This is a genomic window from Rhizobium sp. CBN3 (genome assembly GCF_030518245.1).
Classification (GTDB): Bacteria; Pseudomonadota; Alphaproteobacteria; order Rhizobiales; family Rhizobiaceae; genus Rhizobium; species Rhizobium aethiopicum_A.
This window is the reverse complement of the sequence record NZ_JAULSE010000002.1, coordinates 368,168-386,097: the sequence shown is the minus strand read 5'-3', so window position 1 is coordinate 386,097 and position 17,930 is coordinate 368,168. Positions and strand designations below refer to the sequence as shown.

Here is a 17,930-nt window from a genome sequence, read left to right as displayed (position 1 = left end):
TATCGATTATCCCATGCGCTTGCGGCCGAAGGCCGTTTGGGTTGAGAGACGGGCGGCGAAACAATTCGCCGCGCTGGGCCAGGAAATCACACAGGCGTGGCCACTGCACCCCTGTTGCCCTTGCCCTGCCGAGCCTGCCTGATGCTGCCGATCAAGACATTCAAACGAGCCCTGCACAGGACGAATATCAAGCTGCAGTAAGCGCTGCCACCTGCGAGGACTTCGATCGCCAGACGTGCGTAGGGCGACCAATGAAGCAACAGTTGGTGCAGCAGCAAAACGACAGCCACCATCGCTGCACTGGCTGTGGTCGGCCGCAGGAACTGCGCCAAATACGCCGGCACACTCAGCTCTATATGCTGCGAAACCTTCCAGCTGGTGATCGGCCAGAACAGCAGAACTTCGATCATAATCGCAAACACGATTGTCGTTACGCCATAGGGGTAAAGAACTGCGATGGTCAGGAGCGTAAGAACGTTTCGTGCCAGCTGGTAGTAAAACCACCAATCCATCTCTCCCTGGCTTTTTATCAGGGATGCCTGCACGTAGCCGATCCCAGCCATCAAGCCAATAACGCAGTAGAACCGAACCGGCCAGACCGCCTCGATCCAGTGCGCCCCGAAAATCGTCGTGATCGCATCATCGGCAACTGCCGCAAGCCCGATGAAGACCGGGTAGGAAACCAGAGCACAGCCAAACGTCGCCATCAGGAATGCTTCACGGACTTTCTTCGGGTCGGCCCGCAGTGAAGACAGCAGCACGTGCGTCACCGACGTCAAGCCGCCGGCGATGACGTTGTTGATCATGTCGAACAGGCGCTTCGAAAAATTATAGATACCGAGCGCCGATGGGCTCAACAGCACGCCGATGAGCAAGTTGTCCAGGCTCATCGTCTGTAAAAAGCGGGTGCCGGATGCGAAGAAACCATAGTGAAGCAGGTCGTTGAGGCTCGCTCTCTTGATCTTCAGGCCGGGAATCCAGCCTGCACCCCAGAAAGCGGCGCCGCACGATGCCGCTGTGGCGGCGATCTGGGCAATGGCAAGCCCCCACAGGCCGAAACCGGCGAGAACCAGAACAAGGCAAAGGCAAGCAGACGTGACGGTCGCGATGACTGTGCGGACGGCCACCAGATGGAAGGACATTTTCCTGTTCACGATCGCATTCGGGACGACGGCCGTGAAGTCGAAGAATACCTTCAATCCCATGATGTAAATGAGATAGGTGACTTCCTTATGTCCGACATACGCCGCGATCGACGAAGCGGCCAGGCATAAGGCGCCGTAGACCAGGAGTGAAAAGCCGAGCGAAAGCAGGAATATCGTGTCGAGGTGGCTGCGCCTGATCTCGGCTCTCTGGATGATCGCTTCGCCAAAGGCAGTCGGCCCGAAACTCGCTGCAAACGAGACGATGCTGAAAGACAGCGCGACAAGACCGAAGTCCTGAGGCTGGAGAATACGAGACGTGACCACAAAAACAGCGAAGGTCAGGACCGTCGGAATAAGGGTACTGAGTGCCGACCAGAAGGCACCCGTCACGGCTGCGGCCGACCGGTTCTCACTCACGTGGCTGAAGAGAATATCGTCGTCTTGCAAAACCGACAAACTGAGCTCCTACCGATAATCAGACTATGGAAGGTTGAGGGACCAGATCGGGGGCGGGAATACTGGGACCGAGAGCTATGGGGCGGCTCGACTTGTACCAGGTGCCGCCGATCTCATAGGGCAGGCGAGACATTGCCGCGAAAATCTCGCTGGCATTCGTTGCTTTCTCCACCAGGGGGCTGTCGCCAGTCCGGCTGTCGATGAAGGCGTGAAGATTGCTTGCCTCCCTCGCGACCGCGATATGCGGCTTATTGAGCAACAGACAGAGAATGTGACCGTGTAAATGGTTGGTAATGATCCGCTCCGCGCCCGACAGGATCCTCACGCCATATTCGACATAGCGACGGGCGACATCCTCGCGGTGCTGGGCCAGCATTGCCGTGCGGCTCAATCCATGCCGCAGCGCCGAGCTGACGATGCTCGACATGCGCAGGCGCGACAAACTGTCGGGACCATTGATCCAATTGGTCAGAGGTCCGTCAACAATCGAGCGCGCTTTCGCTATATCGACGTCGTCGTCCTCGCCAAGAGGCTGCATGACATACAACACCCTCAGAGGGTCGGCGTCGAAGGGCTTCAGCGTCTCGATACCGAATGCCGTGTCCGGGCCCGCCTCGACCTCACAATCGAAGTTCGCTCTTGCCAGCGCAAAGCTCTGGTCATCGCGCGTCACGCAGAAGAAGTTGCGATGTCTGCCAATCGTGCGCCTGGCGTAATCCTTGAGCGCCTCATTGGCGAAGTGAACCCTCTGCGGCATCTGAATGATCGTCCGATCCGGGTATTTCCATAGCAGACGGCAGCGAATATCATCCCTGCCCGCCCGCAAATCCCCAAAATCGCTCCAGCCGCAAATAAAAATTGGAGCGTCGCCCGGCGTCGCCCTAATCTCGTCTATACTTTGAGAATCGCCGCAAGTAAGCATGGGCATCCGGCCCGTTACTTCTTTTAATACTGTCGAAAGGCCAAGCCAGCTTGCATGGTGTCCTGGATCTTTTTTTGATGGATAGTCCATTATTATGTAAGGCTGCCCAGCCTTTACAAACCTCCTTACTATTTCAATCAGCTTTTGTTTTTGTCTCTGTATTACAACTTGGCCGAGATGATGCATAAATTCTACTTGATTCTCTAAATTTCATGAGGATGACTTATATCTCCAAGTTTTATCTGTCAATTGGACTTCAGCGCGACATAGAAGCGCACCAATTTACCTTACCGTTTTGTAATGTTCACTGGTTGGGGCATGCTGGATTGTCGGAGATAACGACCTTCTATCGCTCACTGCGCCGGGTCTGCTCCCAGCGTTCGCTCTGATAGACGGAGGCGGTGGGCTACGGCTCGTTGGGCGACGTCTCCTACAGGACCTATCTCCATGGCCGGCCGATCGAGCAGGTGATGAACCATGCTCTCGGCCAGTACAGCACGTCGTGGGCGGTCTTTACCCTTTCCCGGCCGACAGTGTGGATGTTCGGCTGGCTCTCATGACATCTGCTGGAAAAGCGTGCGCTTCGGTTGAAGCGGATCTCGCTCCTCAAGCGTCAGTCCTTGTCACTGCCTGATAGACTGACGACAGGAGTGCGTTTCTCGACCGTTGCTTGAGAATATGCAATCAATGATTTATATGCTATCATTGATGAATGGAGGCAAAATGGCCAGCATGACGATCCGCAATCTGGATGAGGGATTGAAGCAGCGGCTGCGCGTTCGCGCCGCTACGCATGGCCGTTCCATGGAAGATGAAGCACGCGATATTCTGCGTACGGCCCTTGCGACCACCGAGCCGGCGGCGCGCAACCTGGCCGAGATCATTCGCGCCCGCCTGCAGCCGGTCGGGGGAGTTGAACTCGAAATTCCACCCCGAGAGCCGATCCGTGACGCGCCGGACTTCGACGCGTGATCATTCTCGATACCAACGTCATTTCGGAACTGCTCACGCCCGCGCCGAATGTGGCTGTCATCGACTGGCTGGGCGCACAACATCCCTCATCGGTATTTACGACAGCGGTCACCGAAGCGGAAATTCTATATGGCTTGCGCCTCCTCCCTCTCGGTCGGCGCCGGAGTGATCTCGAGGCAGCGGTGCTGCCGATATTCAATGAGGATCTCAGTAGCCGTGTTCTGCCATTCGATCGTGACGCGGCAGATGTCTACGCCATCATTGCCACCGATCGCCGCAAGGCCGGCAGGCCGATCAGCCAGTTTGACGCACAGACCGCAGCGATCACCATCTCGCGCGGCGCTTCACTCGCTACCCGCAATGTGTCTGATTTCGAGGGAATTGGCTTGCAGATCATCAATCCGTGGAAGAATCGCTAAGCCCGCATCGAATGGCAACTCGTAAAACCCAGTCCTGGTCGGCCTTCCCCCTTGATGCATCATAATTTCCGATATACATCATGAGATCGGAAATTATGGGGAAATGATGGAACGTTCGTTTTTGACGATCGCCGCCGGCGAGAATGGGGAGGCGATACGGGCGCTTTCGGCGCCGGCGCGGATCGAGATATTGAAGCTGCTCTGCGCCAAGGGACCGCTTAATATAAACGATATCGCCCAGGCGCTGTCCCTGCCGCAATCGACGGTCGCCACCGGGATTCAGATCCTGGAAGATGCCGGCCTCGTCGATTCCCGGCTGGCCAAGGCGCGCAAAGGCAACCAGAAGATCTGCTCGGCGGTCTATAGCGAAATCCTGATCAGTTTCGAGGAAAGTGCGGCGCAGCGGGCGAATAATATCATCGAAGTCGAGATGCCGGTCGGGCTTTATACGAGCTGCGACGTGCATGCGCCCTGCGGTCTCTGCTCGACCGAGAGCGTCATCGGCCCGCTCGATGTGCCAGACTATTTCCTCGATCCGCAGCGCATGCAGGCGGGGCTCGTGTGGTTCGGCCGCGGTTATGTCGAATATAAATTTCCCAACAATGCCAAGGTGTTGAACAAGGATATCCGCGCCATCGAATTTTCGCTGGAACTGTCGTCCGAGGTGCCCGGCACCAATCCGGACTGGCCGTCCGACATCACCCTCTGGGTCAACGGCATGGCGATCGGCACCTGGACCTCGCCCGGCGATTACGGCGACAAGCGCGGCGCCTTCACGCCGGCCTGGTGGAAGCTCGAGGGTTCGCAATACGGGACGATGAAGACCTGGCGGATCTCTACGCGCGGCACCTTTATCGACGGTATCGCCGCATCAAATATCACGCTCAGCGATCTGGCGCTTGGCCAGCATTCCTCCATCCGCCTCCGCGTCGGCATCGCCGAGAATGCCGGCCATACCGGCGGCGTCAATATCTTCGGCCGCGGCTTCGGCAATCACGGCCGCGACATCACCATGCGGCTGCATGTGTGAATTTATAATATCGGATATCCTGATTTAAAAATCGCATTTATTTCGTGGATTAACGGTCGCTAAATTTATTCAAATATTTGAAATAACACGATTTTTTTCGACTTCTGCATTAGTATGATTAAATCAGCCTTTTAGTTGACATCACAACATTCCTGATATCAAGTTAGAGGCAAGAAAACAAAATTTCTGATACATAAACGGGAGGATCCGTTGAAGACGAATGTCGTTGCCCACCGCGATTTTCGCATCGCGACCATTGACGCCAGGCTCTACAGCTCGTTTCTCGAGCATCTCGGCAGAGCGATCTACGGCGGCATCTATGAGCCCGGACATCCCACCGCCGATGAAGACGGCTTCCGCCGCGATGTGCTCGATCTGGTGCGTGAGCTCGACACGCCCTACTGCCGTTATCCCGGCGGCAATTTCGTCTCGGCCTATAATTGGGAAGATGGCGTCGGCCCGCGCTCCGAGCGGCCGGTGCGCCTCGATCTTGCCTGGCGCACCCGCGAAGCCAACCAGGTCGGCGTCAACGAATTCGTCGACTGGTGCAAGAAGGCCAATACCAAGCCGATGCTGGCCGTCAATCTCGGCTCCCGCGGTCTCGATGCCGCCCGCAATTTCCTCGAATATTGCAATCATCCCGGCGGCACCTACTGGTCGGACCTGCGCCGCAAGCACGGCTGGTCCAATCCGCATGACGTGAAACTCTGGTGCCTCGGCAACGAGATGGACGGTCCCTGGCAGGTCGGCCACAAATCGGCCTATGAATATGGCCGGCTGGCGGACGAGACGGCGAAGGCCATGCGCGGCTTCGACAAGTCGCTCGAGCTCGTCGTCTGCGGCTCGTCGAATTCCGACATGAAGACCTATCCTGATTGGGAAGCCGAGGTGCTCGAGCAGTGCTATGACAGCGCCGACTACATCTCGCTGCATATGTATTTCGCCAACCGCGAGAAGAACACGCTCAACTATCTCGCCCGGGCGACCAAGCTCGACCGCTACATCACCACGATCGGCGGCGTGATCGACTACATCAAGGCGAAGAAGCGCTCGAAGAAGACGATCGGCATTTCCTTCGACGAATGGAACGTCTGGTACCATTCCAACCAGCAGGACAAGGAAATCCTGGCGCGCGACGAATGGCCGGATGCGCCGCATCTCTTGGAAGACGTCTATAATTTCGAGGACGTGCTGCAGGTCGGCGGCATCCTCAACACCTTCATCCGCCGCTCCGACCGGGTGCGCATCGCCTGCATCGCCCAGCTCGTCAACGTCATCGCCCCCATCATGACCGAGGATGGTGGTGCGGCCTGGCGCCAGACGATCTATTACCCCTTCTATTACGCCTCGCGCTATGGCCGTGGATCGGCCCTGCAGCTCGTCGTCGACGGCCCGAGCTATGACAGCGACGAGGAAAACGAGGTTCCCTATCTCGACGTCTCGGCGGTGCATTCCGAGGATGGCCGGACGCTGACCTTCTTTGCCGTCAACCGCCATCCCGATAGCGCGCTCGATCTCGACGTGCGGCTGGAAGGTTTCGGCGGCGCCCGGCTGATCGAGCAGGTGGAGATGACCCATGGCGATCTCGAAGCCGTCAACTCGGCGCGGCGGCCGGAGACGGTCGTGCCCACGCAGGTCGAGAGCGCCAAGATCGAAGACGGACGGGTGTGGGCGGCGCTGAAGCCGCTCTCCTACAACGTCATCCGGCTGTCGGTGTGACAGCCGCCGCCGGGTAAAGCCCCGGCTGAGAAATCGGTCGCCTGCGAGGAGGCAGGCGGCCGGAGGATGGTTCGCCGAAGCGCAAGGTCCGCAAGCCCGCTTCTGCGAACCGACAACCGCGACATGCCCACGCGTGCCCCAGCGGCCGCCGCATTGTCGCTTACAAGGGAGGAGTTCATGCAAAAGTGGAAGAGGTTTGCATTCGGCTTCGTGCTGGCCACGCTCGGTCTGACCGGTCTGGCCGCCGCCGAAGATTACACCTCCTTGCCGCGCAAGGAGACGCTCATCGTTGAAAATCCGGAAGGGACGATCAAGAATCCCGGCTGGTTCAACATCTGGGTCAATGGCGGCGGCGGGGTTTCGACCGGCCTGCAGCAGCTGACCATGGATACGCTCTGGTATATCGACCCCGAACAGGGGCTTGGCGGCGCGGCCTGGGACAATTCGCTCGCCGCCGACAAGCCGCAATATAATGCCGACTTCACCGAAATGACCGTGAAACTGCGCAAGGGGCTCTACTGGAGCGACGGCGTCGAATTCACCGCCGACGACGTCGTCTATACCGTCAAGACGCAGATGGACCACCCCGGCATGGTCTGGAGCGCGGCCTTCTCGGTGCAGGTGGCAAGCGTCGAGGCGACCGATCCGCAGACCGTCGTCTTCAAGCTGAAGAAGCCGAATTCGCGCTTCCATGCGATCTTCACCGTGCGCTGGAACGGCGCCTGGATCATGCCCAAGCATGTGTTCGAGAAGGTCGAAGATCCGCTGCGTTATGACTTCGCCAATCCCGTTTCGCTCGGCGCCTACAAGCTGAAGGCCTACGACCCGCAGGGCAAATGGTATACCTGGGAGAAGCGCGACGACTGGCAGCGCACCTCGCTTGCCCGCTTCGGCGAGCCGGCCCCGAAATATGTGACCTATACCGATCCCGGCCCGCCGGATAAGCGCACGATCGCCCAGCTCGAGCACAATCTCGATATCATCCACGACAATACGCCGGAGGGCATGTTCACCCTCAAGGAGAAGTCGAAGACGATCGATACCTGGTTCCCGGGCTTCCCCTTCGCCCATCCGGATCCGACCCTGCCGGCGGTCATTTTCAACACCCAGGAAGCGCCCTTCGATAATGCCGATGTGCGCTGGGCGCTGGCCCTGCTGATCGACATCAAGGCCGTCGACATGGCGAGCTACCGCGGGGCGGCGACGCTTTCGGCACTCGGCGTGCCGCCGACGGCGGCGACGATGAAAGACTATCAGGCGCCGATGCAGGACTGGCTGAAGAATTTCGAGATCGATACCGGCAAGAGCAAGATCAAGCCCTATGACCCGACAGTCGGGCAGCAGATCGCCGATATCCTGCGCAAGCAGCCGAAGTTCAAGGACCAGATCCCGACCGATCCGGAAGCGATCAGCGGAGCCTTCGGCTATGGCTGGTGGAAACCCGATCCGAAAGCCGCTGGCGAACTGCTGGAGAAGGCAGGCTTCAAAAAGTCAGGCGGCAAATGGCTGACCCCGGATGGACAGCCCTTCAAGATCCGCATGACGGTGGAAGGCGACACCCGCTCGGTCTTCACCCGCGCCGGCACGCTGATCGCGCAGCAATGGGCGGCCTTCGGCATCGACGCCAAGGCCGTGCCGGCCGCCAAGCTGTGGCAGACGGCGCTGCAGCCCGGCGATTTCCAGGTGGCGATCGCCTGGAGCGTCGAAACCTGGGGCGGCGATCCCGACCTCTCCTTCTTCCTCGACAGCTGGCACTCGCAGTTCGTCGCCAAGAAGGGTGAGGTTCAGCCGCCGCGCAACTGGCAGCGCTGGTCCAACCCGGAGCTCGACAAGATCATCGAGAGCATCCGCGGCATCAGCGCCGACGATCCGAAGGGCATGGAGCTCGGCAAGGAGTATCTGAAGCTGGTCGCCCGCGAAATGCCGACGATCCCGCTGATGTCCTATAACGTCTTCACCTCGATGGATACGACCTATTGGACCGGTTATCCGACGATCAAGGACCCCTATACGGATCCGGTGCCGAACTGGGCGAACTCCAGGCTGATGATGGTCAAGCTGAAGCCGGCTCAATCGCAATAACCCTCCCAACGCCGGCGCGTAAGCCATCGCGCCGGCCCCCTTATCGGCGGGCATGAGCCCCAGCTGCCATGCTCGTCGATCCTTTCAAGAAGGGAAGCAGAGAGGAACCACTGCCCTATGACGCCCTATCTGATCTTTGTGCTGAAGCGGTTTGGTCAGTTCCTGCTCGTCGTCTTTCTCGGCGTGACGATCACCTTCTTCGTCACCCACCTGACCCCGATCGACCCGGTCGAAGAAAGCATAGGCGCCATCACCCAGATGGGTCAGTCCGACCCAAATGCGATCGAGCTGATGCGCCAGTCGCTGCGCGAGCTGTACGGCATGCAGGGCTCGATCTGGCAGCAATACCTGCATTTCTGGCTGCGGCTGGCGACCGGCGATCTCGGCCCCTCGCTCTCGGCTTTTCCGACCCCCGTCTCCACCATTATCCTGCGCTCGCTGCCCTGGACGATCGGGCTGATGACGGTCTCGACGCTGATCACCTTCGTGCTCGGCAATGCGATCGGCGCGCTCGCCGGCTATTATCGCAAGGACATGGTACTGAAGGCCGTCAGCCTGATCTTCATCGCGATGCTGCCCATTCCCTATTACATCCTCGCCTTCGTGCTGCTCATCGTCTTCGGCTTCATCTGGCCGGTGCTGCCGATCAATGGCGGCTATGAGATGAACGCCAATCTGGACCTCTCCTTTGCGCTCGTCATCGATATCCTCAAACACTCCATCCTGCCGGCCCTGTCGCTGATCCTGGTCGGCGCCGGCAGCTGGCTGATCGGCATGCGGGCGCTGGTTTCCAACATCATCACCGACGACTATGTCGTCTTTGCCGAACTCGGCGGCGTGCCGAAGGGCAAGATCCTGCGCTCCTACATCGCCCGCAACGCCATGGTGCCGCAATTCACCGGGCTTGCCATGTCGCTCGGCGCGATCTTCAACGGCACCGTCATCACCGAAATCGTCTTCGGCTATCCCGGCATCGGCAATCTGCTGATCGAAGCGGTGCATGCCGGCGACTACAGCCTGGTGCTCGGCCTCAGCGCACTCTCAATCGTCGGCGTCGCCGCCGCCGTCTTCATCATCGACGTGCTGAGCCCGCTGATCGATCCGCGCATCAAGGTGGAATAGGCCATGTTTACCATCATCCGCGACCTCGCCCGCCAGAATATGGAATTCCTCTGCGGCCTGCTGCTCTTTGCCGTCATCGTCGGCCTGGTGATCCTGTCCTATTTCTCGCCCTATGGCGCCACCGACATCTATCTCCTGCCGCCCGATATGCCGCCGGACGGCGAATACTGGCTCGGCACCACATCGCGCGGCCAGGATGTGTTCTGGCAGCTGACGATCGGCCTTCGCAACACGCTCTATTTCGGCATCGGCGTCGCCTTTCTCTCGCGCATCATCTCGCTCGTGGTCGGCCTGGTCGCCGGTTATGCCGGCGGCGCGGTCGACCGGGTGCTGATGGCGATCAACGACAGCGTCATGGTCATCCCGCAATTTCCGCTGCTGATCCTTTTCTATTTCGTGCTGAAGGACAACATGACCTGGGTGGCGCTGATCGTCATCATGGCCTCGCTCGGCTGGTCCTATGATGCGCGGCTGATCCGCTCGGTGGCGCTCGGCCTGAAGAGCCGGCCATTCACCACCCAGAGCGTCTATTCCGGCATGACGATGCGCAAGATCCTGGTCGAGGAGCACCTGCCCTATGTGCTGCCGATCGTCTTTGCCACGACGATGAACAACATGATCTGGTCGATCGGCATGGAGATCACCCTTTCGGTGCTCGGCTTCACCGACATCGAGACGCCGACCATGGGCATGATGATCTACTGGGCCAATGCGCATTCGGCGCTGATCTCGGGCATCTGGTGGTGGGTGGCCGCCCCCGTCGCCGTCATCGTCATACTCTTCCTGGCGCTCTTTCTGCTCTCCATGTCGATGAACGAATACAATGATCCGCGCAGCCGGCTGAACCGGATGGGAAGTTAGCATGGAGAATCTGGTCGAAATCGACAACCTGAAAGCCTATTACCGCGCCTTCCTCTATGGCGTCGATCGCGAGGTGCGGGCCGTTGACGACATCAGCCTGACCATCGCTCGCGGCGAGGTCTATGGCGTCGCCGGTGAATCGAGCAGCGGCAAGACGACGCTGATCAAGACCATTGCCGGCGCCATCCGGCCGCCGCTCCGCGTCGTTTCGGGCAGCGTCAAATTCCATTTCGCCGGCGGCACCCAGGATCTCTATGCGATGACGCCGGAGGAGCGCGTGGCGCTGCGCTGGAAGCATCTCTCCTATATCATGCAGGGCTCGATGAATGTGCTCAATCCGGTGCGCCGGATCCGCCATTCCTTCACCGATTTCGCCTTTCGCCATATGACGGTCAGCAAAGCAATCTTCTTCGAAAAGGTCGCGAACCATCTGGAGCGGCTGAAGCTCGATCCGCAGCTGCTCGACGCCTATCCGCACGAACTCTCCGGCGGCATGCGCCAGCGCATGACCATTGCGCTCGCCACCATCCTGACGCCGGAATTCATCATTGCCGACGAGCCGACGACGGCGCTCGACGTCATCGTGCAGCGCGACGTGCTTTCGATGATCCGCGACATCCAGCGCGAGATGGGCTCGTCCTTCCTGTTCGTCACCCATGACATGGGCGTGCATGCGACGGTCTCCGACCGCATCGGCATCGTCTATGCCGGCCGGCTGGTCGAGGAAGCGCCGACCCCGAAGCTCTTCAGTATGCCGCTCCACCCCTATACGCAGCACCTGGTCGGCAGCCTGCCGAAGATCGGCGACCCCAGCACCCGGCCCTCGCTGGAGGGACGGCCGCCGAACCTTGCCATGCCGCCGGAAGGCTGCCGGTTTCACCCGCGTTGTCCGAAGCGCATGGAGATCTGCTCACAAAAGGTTCCGCCGCTCGTCACCGTCGAGCCTGGGCGGCGGGTGGCGTGTTTTGCGGTTACGGGAGATCCGGTTTGAGTGCTTTGCTTCGCCTCTCGCATGTCACCAAGGTCTACCGCCAGGGCGGCCTGCTCGGCCGGCGCCTGATCACCGCAGTGAAGGATGTCAGCTTCGAACTCGGCGAGCAGCCGGAGATCCTCTCGATCGTCGGCGAATCCGGCTCGGGCAAATCGACGGTGGCGGCGATGATCCTCGGCCAGACCGAACCGACCGAAGGCGAGCTGCAATTCGCCGGCAAGACCGTCGCGATCCACAGCCGGGCCGAACGCACGGCCTTCATGAAGGAGGTTCAGCCGGTGCTGCAGAACCCCTTCGAAGCCTTCAACCCGCTGAAGCGGGTCGACCGCTATCTCTTCGAGACCGCCCGCAATTTTTACGCTTCAGGCAAACGGCCGGACCGGCAACAGGCGGAGAAGATGGCAGATACCGCCCTCCATCACGTCGGCCTGACGCTGGAAGAAGTGAAGGGCCGCTTCCCCCACGAACTCTCCGGCGGCCAGCTGCAGCGCGTCGCCATCGCCCGCGCACTGATCCCTGAACCGCGCCTGCTGGTGGCCGACGAACCGGTCTCCATGGTCGACGCCTCGCTGCGCATGGCCATCGTCAACCTCTTCGGCCGGCTGAAAAACGAGCTCGGCCTTTCGATCATCTACATCACCCATGATCTCGCGACGGCTTATTATGTCAGCGACAATATTATCATCATGCGGAAAGGTGAGATTGTCGAACGCGGGCGGGCGCGGACGGTGTTGGATGATCCGCAGCATGCGTATTCAAGGGCGCTGAAGGATGCGGTGCTGGCGGCGGATTTTGGTGAGGCGGGGTGAGTGGTGTGAGGAGAGGCGGTGAGTGCGGGCGCAGTGGGCGACGGAAAGGGGTGCTCATTCGTTAAGTCAGCTAACGACAGCGACCGGCGAATCGACAGCAATAAGCAACCGCGCAATGAGGATGCTTGATTGCCATGACTGGGAGCGGAACCCTGTCGTTTGCTTTCCGGCGCAGTTGAAGGGAATCGAATCGTGGGTCATAAAACACAGTCGAGAGATCGTACAAACTCTTAGTTTACAATGAAAGATAAATCATCGAATTCAGCCTGAGCGCGATGGCGGCACTCATCTGCTTGCGCCGCTCTAGGCAAAGCGTCTTCTGCTCTCGCCCAGACCCATCTACCGATAGCCCCGGCCCTTCGTGGTTGTCTGTGCAAGTGGGATGATTTACGTTTCATGAAACGGAATCATCTCATGAGGTTGGAAAGATGTTGCAGCGATCCGCGCAGGAACGATCCAGTCTTGAAACGCTTCTTCCGGTCTATCTGGATTTTCAGGCAACGACACCGCTTGACCAGCGTGTTCTGGAGCGAATGCTTCCGTTTCTTAGTGGTCCGGTAGGCAATCCTCATTCGACCTCGCATCTTCACGGTGTCTCTGCATCGAAAGCCGTCGAAGCCGCGCGCGAGCAGATAGCGGCCCTCATTGGCGCAACACCTGAAGAGATCGTTTTCACGTCCGGCGCAACAGAAGCCAACAATTTACTGATAAGAGGTGCTTTCCAAGGGAAAGAAAGTGCTGGAAAAAAATCGATGGTTACCTCTTCTGCCGAACATAAGTCGATTTTGGAGATCGCTGCGCGCTTAGGCGCGTCTGGGTCCGACGTGCGAATGGTAAGTATAAATTCAGAAGGAATGATCGAACCCGACCAATTGGCCGCCGCTATCGACGATACGACCACGCTCGTCAGCATTATGGCCGTCAACAACGAGATCGGCGTGGTCCAGCCCCTTGCTGAGCTCGCTAACAAGGCACGTTCAAGGGGCGCGTGGTTCCATACGGACGCTGCGCAAGCGATCGGCAAGATAAGGGTCAATGCAACCGATTTTGACATGGCCAGCATTTCCAGTCACAAACTCTACGGCCCGGCAGGAATTGGCGCAGCATTCATGGCCCGCAGGCTTCGCAAGCGGATCGAACCTCTTCTGCTCGGCGGCGGACAAGAAGGAGGATTGCGAAGCGGAACACTTCCCGTCGCGTTGTGTGTGGGCTTCGGCGCTGCTTGCGAGATCGCGTCTGTCGAAATGGAAAAGGAGGCTTTCCGACTCCTGGAGTTGCGCGACCAGTTTATTGCAATCCTACGAGACAGAGGCGTTGCGTTTGAGATCAATGGTAGCCTCAAGCGTCGCATTGCCGGCAACCTGAATATCTATTTTCCGGGCGTAGACGCCGAAGCGCTGCTCATGCGGGTTCGCAACACAATTTCTCTTTCCACCGGATCGGCATGTACCGCTGAAAGTTTGGAGCCCAGTCACGTGCTTCTCGCTTTGGGCCTTGGAACCGAACGCGCCGAGGAGTCTGTCCGTATCGGCTTTGGCCGCAGCACGACGGCCGCGGAAATCCTGATTGCGGCCGATGCGCTTACAAAAGCAGTGGCTGCTCTCGCCAAAGTCGGATACAAGGCGCCGAATATGGAGAGATAAGTGCTTGATTTTGTAGTTTCGCATATAGAAGAGCCCGAAGTGGACAACCTCGATCGCAAACTCGAGCTCGCACGCGCGGATATTCGTGACGAATATCTCCAGAACCACAATACGCCTTGGATCATCGGTTTTTCCGGTGGTAAAGACAGTACTTTGGTGTTGCAGCTGGTGGTCGAAACCTTGCTCGAGCTTCCTCCGAGCGATCGGCGCCGACCCGTGCACGTCGTTTCGAACGATACGCTTGTAGAGGCACCGGTCGTTGCCGATCATGTCGAGCGCGTGCTTCTGCGGGTGCGTAACGGGGTCGAGGCCATGCACCTGCCGGTGACCGTTGTCAAGACGGCCCCCAAAGCAGATCAGACATTCTGGGTCAATTTGATCGGCAGAGGCTATCCTTCGCCGAGTAGGACTTTCCGTTGGTGCACGGATCGGATGAAGATCCAGCCAACCTCGCACTACATCAAAAACAAGGTTGCCGAGAGCGGGCAGGTCATACTTTTGTTGGGTGTGCGCAAGGAGGAATCTGCCACCCGCGCCGTCAGCGTCAATCGGTACTCGAACGGCCAGCGTCTGAACGATCACAACGATCTGCAGGGATGCAAAGTCTTTCGGCCAGTTGTGAATTTCACGACCGACGAGGTTTGGCAAACGCTGCTGCAGCGGCGCCCGCCATGGGGCGGGTCGCACCGGGAGCTTATCACTCTCTACCGGGAGGGGCAGGGAGCCGAATGCCCGCTCGTTCTATCGAAAGATGACGCTCCGTCCTGTGGCACGAGTTCATCTCGGTTTGGTTGCTGGACATGCACCGTGGTGGTCAAGGACAGGAGCATGGCGGGTTTCATTGAAGCTGGCCACGCCAATCACGAGCAGCTGATGGATTTTCGTGACTGGCTAGCTGAGATCAGGAACGATCCGGATCGCCGCATGGCCAGGCGTAGATCGGGACGCGCAACGCACCTACCGGATGGGTCGCTGGTACCCGGACCATTCACTCTTGCGGCAAGACGGGAAATCTTGGATCGATTGCTGGAAGTCGAGCGCCAGAGCGGTCGTGAACTGATCTCGACAGACGAGGTTGAGACCATTAAGTATCTATGGGCCACAGACGCAGCCTCAGTGATGTCGACGGCCGGTTCTGGTAACGAAGGAGGAGAAGCTTGATCCTCCCCCTCCTCCAATCTGCCGTCAGCCAGGAAAGGCTGCATGCTTTGGCATCAGAAATGAGATTGGACGAAACGCTTCTTCTCGAATTGGTAAAAGCGGCGGAGCGGCATTCAGGAATGCTGCGTCGGAAGGGCTTGTTCCAAGCCTTCGATGCCATCATAGATCGGGCAGTGAAGTAATGCGTCTTATCGCCGTGGGCCTCCATAATTGGAAGGCATATCGCCGCGCGCAGATCAGATTTCCGGTGTCGGCGAACGGTAGGAATGTCGTTATCGTCGAGGGAAACAACGGCGCCGGCAAGACGTCGTTGTTGGAAGCGATCACCCTTTGCCTGTTTGGGCGACACGGTCTGACATTGGTCGCACGCGCAGGGACAGGTGATCGTCCGGACCTGTCTTACACCTCGTTTCTGGAGCGCGCGGTAAACGCGTCTGCGCGGGGTGAAGCGACGCGCATGACTGTTTCCCTAGAGTTTCAGGATGGTGAGGACCTGATCGGGATCGAAAGGACCTGGCACTTCTCTGCAAGTGGGCGCCTTCGCGGGGACGATGAAGAGGTTCGCCTTGCCGAAGGACCGGATCTCGATCTGGTAACGCTCCCACCACGGCCGGAGGTAGATGAATTCGTTCGCGGCTTCGTGGCGCGCCGACTGCTTGCCGATAATCTCGCACGGTTTTTCCTTCTTGACGGCGAACATATCGAACGGCTCTCCGGTCATTCTGTCGATCAACAGGTCTGGAGCGCTATTGAGTCGGTCCTCGGAGCGCCCGTTCTCCGGTCGCTCTCGGCAGACCTTCGGGCTTATGCCCGTGAGCGGCGACGTCAGCTTCCTCAGCAATTGACGGAGAAGACGCAAAAGGTCGAAAATGAACTGCGCGCCTTGGAGCATCAGGATATCCAAGCCTCGTCAAGAGTAGAAGATCTCCTTGCCAGACTGGTTCCCCTTCGCAAGAAGCGCGACGACATCGTCAAGAGGATTGGGACCTTGCACGGAGATAGCTACAGGACCTTCAAGGCCCTGTTCGAAGAGCGCGAACGGCTCACCCGCATGCGCGACGAAAAACGGGACGAACTCCGCCGTCTTCTGAGCGGTGATGTCGCTCTTGCCTTGGCAGGACCGGCACTGCGAAAGCGAGCGATTGAGCGTCTAGCAACCGAAGACCGGACCGCGCGTTGGGAAACAAGCAGTCAGGCCAGCAAAAGCCGGTTCGACGATTTCATTTCGGCCCTTCAAGCCCGCCTGTCCGATTCGATCCCGGTAGATCAGTTGCGAGGCGCGTGGTACGAGGTGTGGTCCAAACGTCCGGCGGATTGTGCGGAAGATATCCGCCATAAGCACCTCGGGGACGCGGATCGGCAAGCGGTGAGCGAGCATCTGCAACTGCTGGCTTCAGTGCGTGCAGATACGATCGGCAAGCTTTCGAAGGACGTGACGGTCCTCGATGAGGGCATATCTCGGTGCGAAAACGATATCGGACGACAACGCGGAGTGGACGAGGAATCTCAGGGCCTGGCGGACGAACTGACGACGATCCAGGGCCAGATCGCCGATCTTGAAAGCCGCCATCGTGGGGAATTGCAAGCCTCCGACGAACTCCACCGAAAGCTGAGAGCCAAAAGGGAAGAGGCCGATGTGCTGCTGGCCGACGGCGCTAGTGCCGCACCGCTGATTGCCCGTGCCGTTCGCGCCGAGCAATTCGCGGAACTCGCTGACCGATTGGTTGACGCCGCGCTTCCCGCCAATCTGGAAGAGGTTTCACAAATCATCACACGGTCATATCGGGAAATGGCGCACAAGACTGTCGTCGAGAATGTCAAGATTGTGCCGGGCCACCCTGTCCAGCTGCTCGACGCGAACCACGAAGACATTCGCCGCATCGACGCAAGTGCCGGCGAAAGCCAGATTTTTGCGCTGTCAGTAATGTCCGCCTTGGCACAAATGGCCGGTGACTTTCCGATTATCATGGACACACCATTGGCGCGGCTCGATCCCCTTCACAGACGCAATGTCCTGAACCACTTCGCACGCGGAACCAGGCAGCTTGTCCTTCTGACACATCCAGCTGAACTCGGGCAGAACGAGATGGATGTCCTGGAACCTTATCTCGCCGGGGTGTTGCGTATTGGAGGACAAAATTTCCCAACTGCAGCAGCGAAAGCAACCATATGACTTCTACGGCGCAGCTCGATCTCACACGTGGTGATTTCCGCACGACACGGCCCGCCGACGAACTCAATGCCCGCTTTCAGGCCTTGCTTGGTCTTCCGCATCGCTACGGTCCGGCGCGGCTGGCACTCGGACGGTCGTTGGGTGTTGCAAGCCAGCCCGACCTGCAGCTGAACAGTCTGGGTTATGGGCGACCGCTCAAGGGGGAACAGCTTTTCGGTCAGGGTGTCGAACTGTCCTGTTGGCTGACGCTCATTCTTGAACATGATGCCAACGAACATCAAAGCCGGCGCGACTTCCAGACACTCGTTGCCGCCCACTGGCACCGTGGTATCTACCTCCTGTGGGAAGACTGGAAAGCAGGTGCCGGTGAACTTGATGCCTTTATCGGCCGTATCGCCGGACATGCGAACGGTCGGAGCCGCTAG

Annotated in this window: 17 protein-coding genes; 15 read left to right on the top strand and 2 right to left on the bottom strand. The window is 58.9% G+C overall.

What is annotated here, in order from left to right; all coding sequences use genetic code 11:
- Positions 1 to 86 precede the first annotated feature (86 nt).
- Both QWJ46_RS04520 and QWJ46_RS04515 read right to left on the bottom strand, forming a co-directional pair.
- On the bottom strand, positions 87 to 1,601 hold the full coding sequence (locus QWJ46_RS04520) for a lipopolysaccharide biosynthesis protein (RefSeq protein ID WP_302749253.1): 1,515 nt from the start codon (positions 1,599 to 1,601) through the stop codon (positions 87 to 89).
- Positions 1,602 to 1,620: 19 nt separating this feature from the next.
- Positions 1,621 to 2,709: a polysaccharide pyruvyl transferase family protein gene (locus QWJ46_RS04515; RefSeq protein ID WP_302749252.1), complete on the bottom strand. Its 1,089-nt coding sequence runs from the start codon at positions 2,707 to 2,709 to the stop codon at positions 1,621 to 1,623.
- Between the two features lie 215 nt (positions 2,710 to 2,924).
- Here QWJ46_RS04515 and QWJ46_RS04510 point away from each other — a divergent pair, with 215 nt between their 5' ends.
- The 15 genes from QWJ46_RS04510 (at position 2,925) to QWJ46_RS04440 (ending at position 17,930) form a co-directional block, all read left to right on the top strand.
- Entirely contained in the window at positions 2,925 to 3,083 is a 159-nt protein-coding gene (locus QWJ46_RS04510; RefSeq protein ID WP_246717756.1) for a hypothetical protein, read from the top strand.
- 163 nt (positions 3,084 to 3,246) lie between these two features.
- Positions 3,247 to 3,495 carry a plasmid stabilization protein gene (locus QWJ46_RS04505; protein WP_184456166.1) on the top strand — a complete coding sequence of 83 codons (249 nt, stop codon included), beginning with the start codon at positions 3,247 to 3,249 and terminating at the stop codon, positions 3,493 to 3,495.
- Positions 3,492 to 3,914 (top strand): type II toxin-antitoxin system VapC family toxin, encoded by a 423-nt coding sequence (locus QWJ46_RS04500; RefSeq protein ID WP_302749247.1) that lies wholly within the window; start codon positions 3,492 to 3,494, stop codon positions 3,912 to 3,914. The genes QWJ46_RS04505 and QWJ46_RS04500 overlap by 4 nt, the downstream gene beginning before the upstream one ends.
- Positions 3,915 to 4,017: 103 nt before the next feature.
- Positions 4,018 to 4,944, top strand: coding sequence for a transcriptional regulator (locus QWJ46_RS04495; RefSeq protein ID WP_302749246.1), 927 nt, complete (start codon positions 4,018 to 4,020; stop codon positions 4,942 to 4,944).
- Positions 4,945 to 5,154: 210 nt separating this feature from the next.
- A complete protein-coding gene (locus QWJ46_RS04490; RefSeq protein WP_302749244.1) occupies positions 5,155 to 6,663 on the top strand; it encodes an alpha-N-arabinofuranosidase in 1,509 nt (502 codons plus the stop codon).
- Positions 6,664 to 6,840: 177 nt separating this feature from the next.
- Positions 6,841 to 8,745: an ABC transporter substrate-binding protein gene (locus tag QWJ46_RS04485; protein ID WP_302749242.1), complete on the top strand. Its 1,905-nt coding sequence runs from the start codon at positions 6,841 to 6,843 to the stop codon at positions 8,743 to 8,745.
- Between the two features lie 117 nt (positions 8,746 to 8,862).
- Positions 8,863 to 9,867, top strand: a complete 1,005-nt coding sequence (locus QWJ46_RS04480) for an ABC transporter permease (RefSeq protein WP_302749240.1) — start codon at positions 8,863 to 8,865, stop codon at positions 9,865 to 9,867.
- Between the two features lie 3 nt (positions 9,868 to 9,870).
- Positions 9,871 to 10,728 (top strand): ABC transporter permease, encoded by an 858-nt coding sequence (locus QWJ46_RS04475; protein ID WP_064808333.1) that lies wholly within the window; start codon positions 9,871 to 9,873, stop codon positions 10,726 to 10,728.
- A gap of 1 nt (position 10,729) precedes the next feature.
- The gene (locus tag QWJ46_RS04470) at positions 10,730 to 11,719 is read left to right on the top strand and encodes an ABC transporter ATP-binding protein (RefSeq protein WP_302749238.1); all 990 of its coding nucleotides are present in this window, start codon (positions 10,730 to 10,732) and stop codon (positions 11,717 to 11,719) included.
- Positions 11,716 to 12,528, top strand: coding sequence for an ABC transporter ATP-binding protein (locus tag QWJ46_RS04465; protein WP_302749237.1), 813 nt, complete (start codon positions 11,716 to 11,718; stop codon positions 12,526 to 12,528). The genes QWJ46_RS04470 and QWJ46_RS04465 overlap by 4 nt, the downstream gene beginning before the upstream one ends.
- Before the next feature lie 428 nt (positions 12,529 to 12,956).
- Positions 12,957 to 14,171 (top strand): cysteine desulfurase family protein, encoded by a 1,215-nt coding sequence (locus QWJ46_RS04460; RefSeq protein WP_302749236.1) that lies wholly within the window; start codon positions 12,957 to 12,959, stop codon positions 14,169 to 14,171.
- Positions 14,172 to 15,332 carry a DNA phosphorothioation system sulfurtransferase DndC gene (gene dndC, locus QWJ46_RS04455; RefSeq protein ID WP_302749235.1) on the top strand — a complete coding sequence of 387 codons (1,161 nt, stop codon included), beginning with the start codon at positions 14,172 to 14,174 and terminating at the stop codon, positions 15,330 to 15,332.
- Positions 15,329 to 15,514, top strand: coding sequence for a DNA modification system-associated small protein (locus QWJ46_RS04450; RefSeq protein WP_302749234.1), 186 nt, complete (start codon positions 15,329 to 15,331; stop codon positions 15,512 to 15,514). Before dndC ends, QWJ46_RS04450 begins: the two co-directional genes overlap by 4 nt.
- Positions 15,514 to 17,505 carry an AAA family ATPase gene (locus QWJ46_RS04445; RefSeq protein ID WP_302749233.1) on the top strand — a complete coding sequence of 664 codons (1,992 nt, stop codon included), beginning with the start codon at positions 15,514 to 15,516 and terminating at the stop codon, positions 17,503 to 17,505. The genes QWJ46_RS04450 and QWJ46_RS04445 overlap by 1 nt, the downstream gene beginning before the upstream one ends.
- Positions 17,502 to 17,930: a DndE family protein gene (locus QWJ46_RS04440; RefSeq protein ID WP_302749232.1), complete on the top strand. Its 429-nt coding sequence runs from the start codon at positions 17,502 to 17,504 to the stop codon at positions 17,928 to 17,930. The genes QWJ46_RS04445 and QWJ46_RS04440 overlap by 4 nt, the downstream gene beginning before the upstream one ends.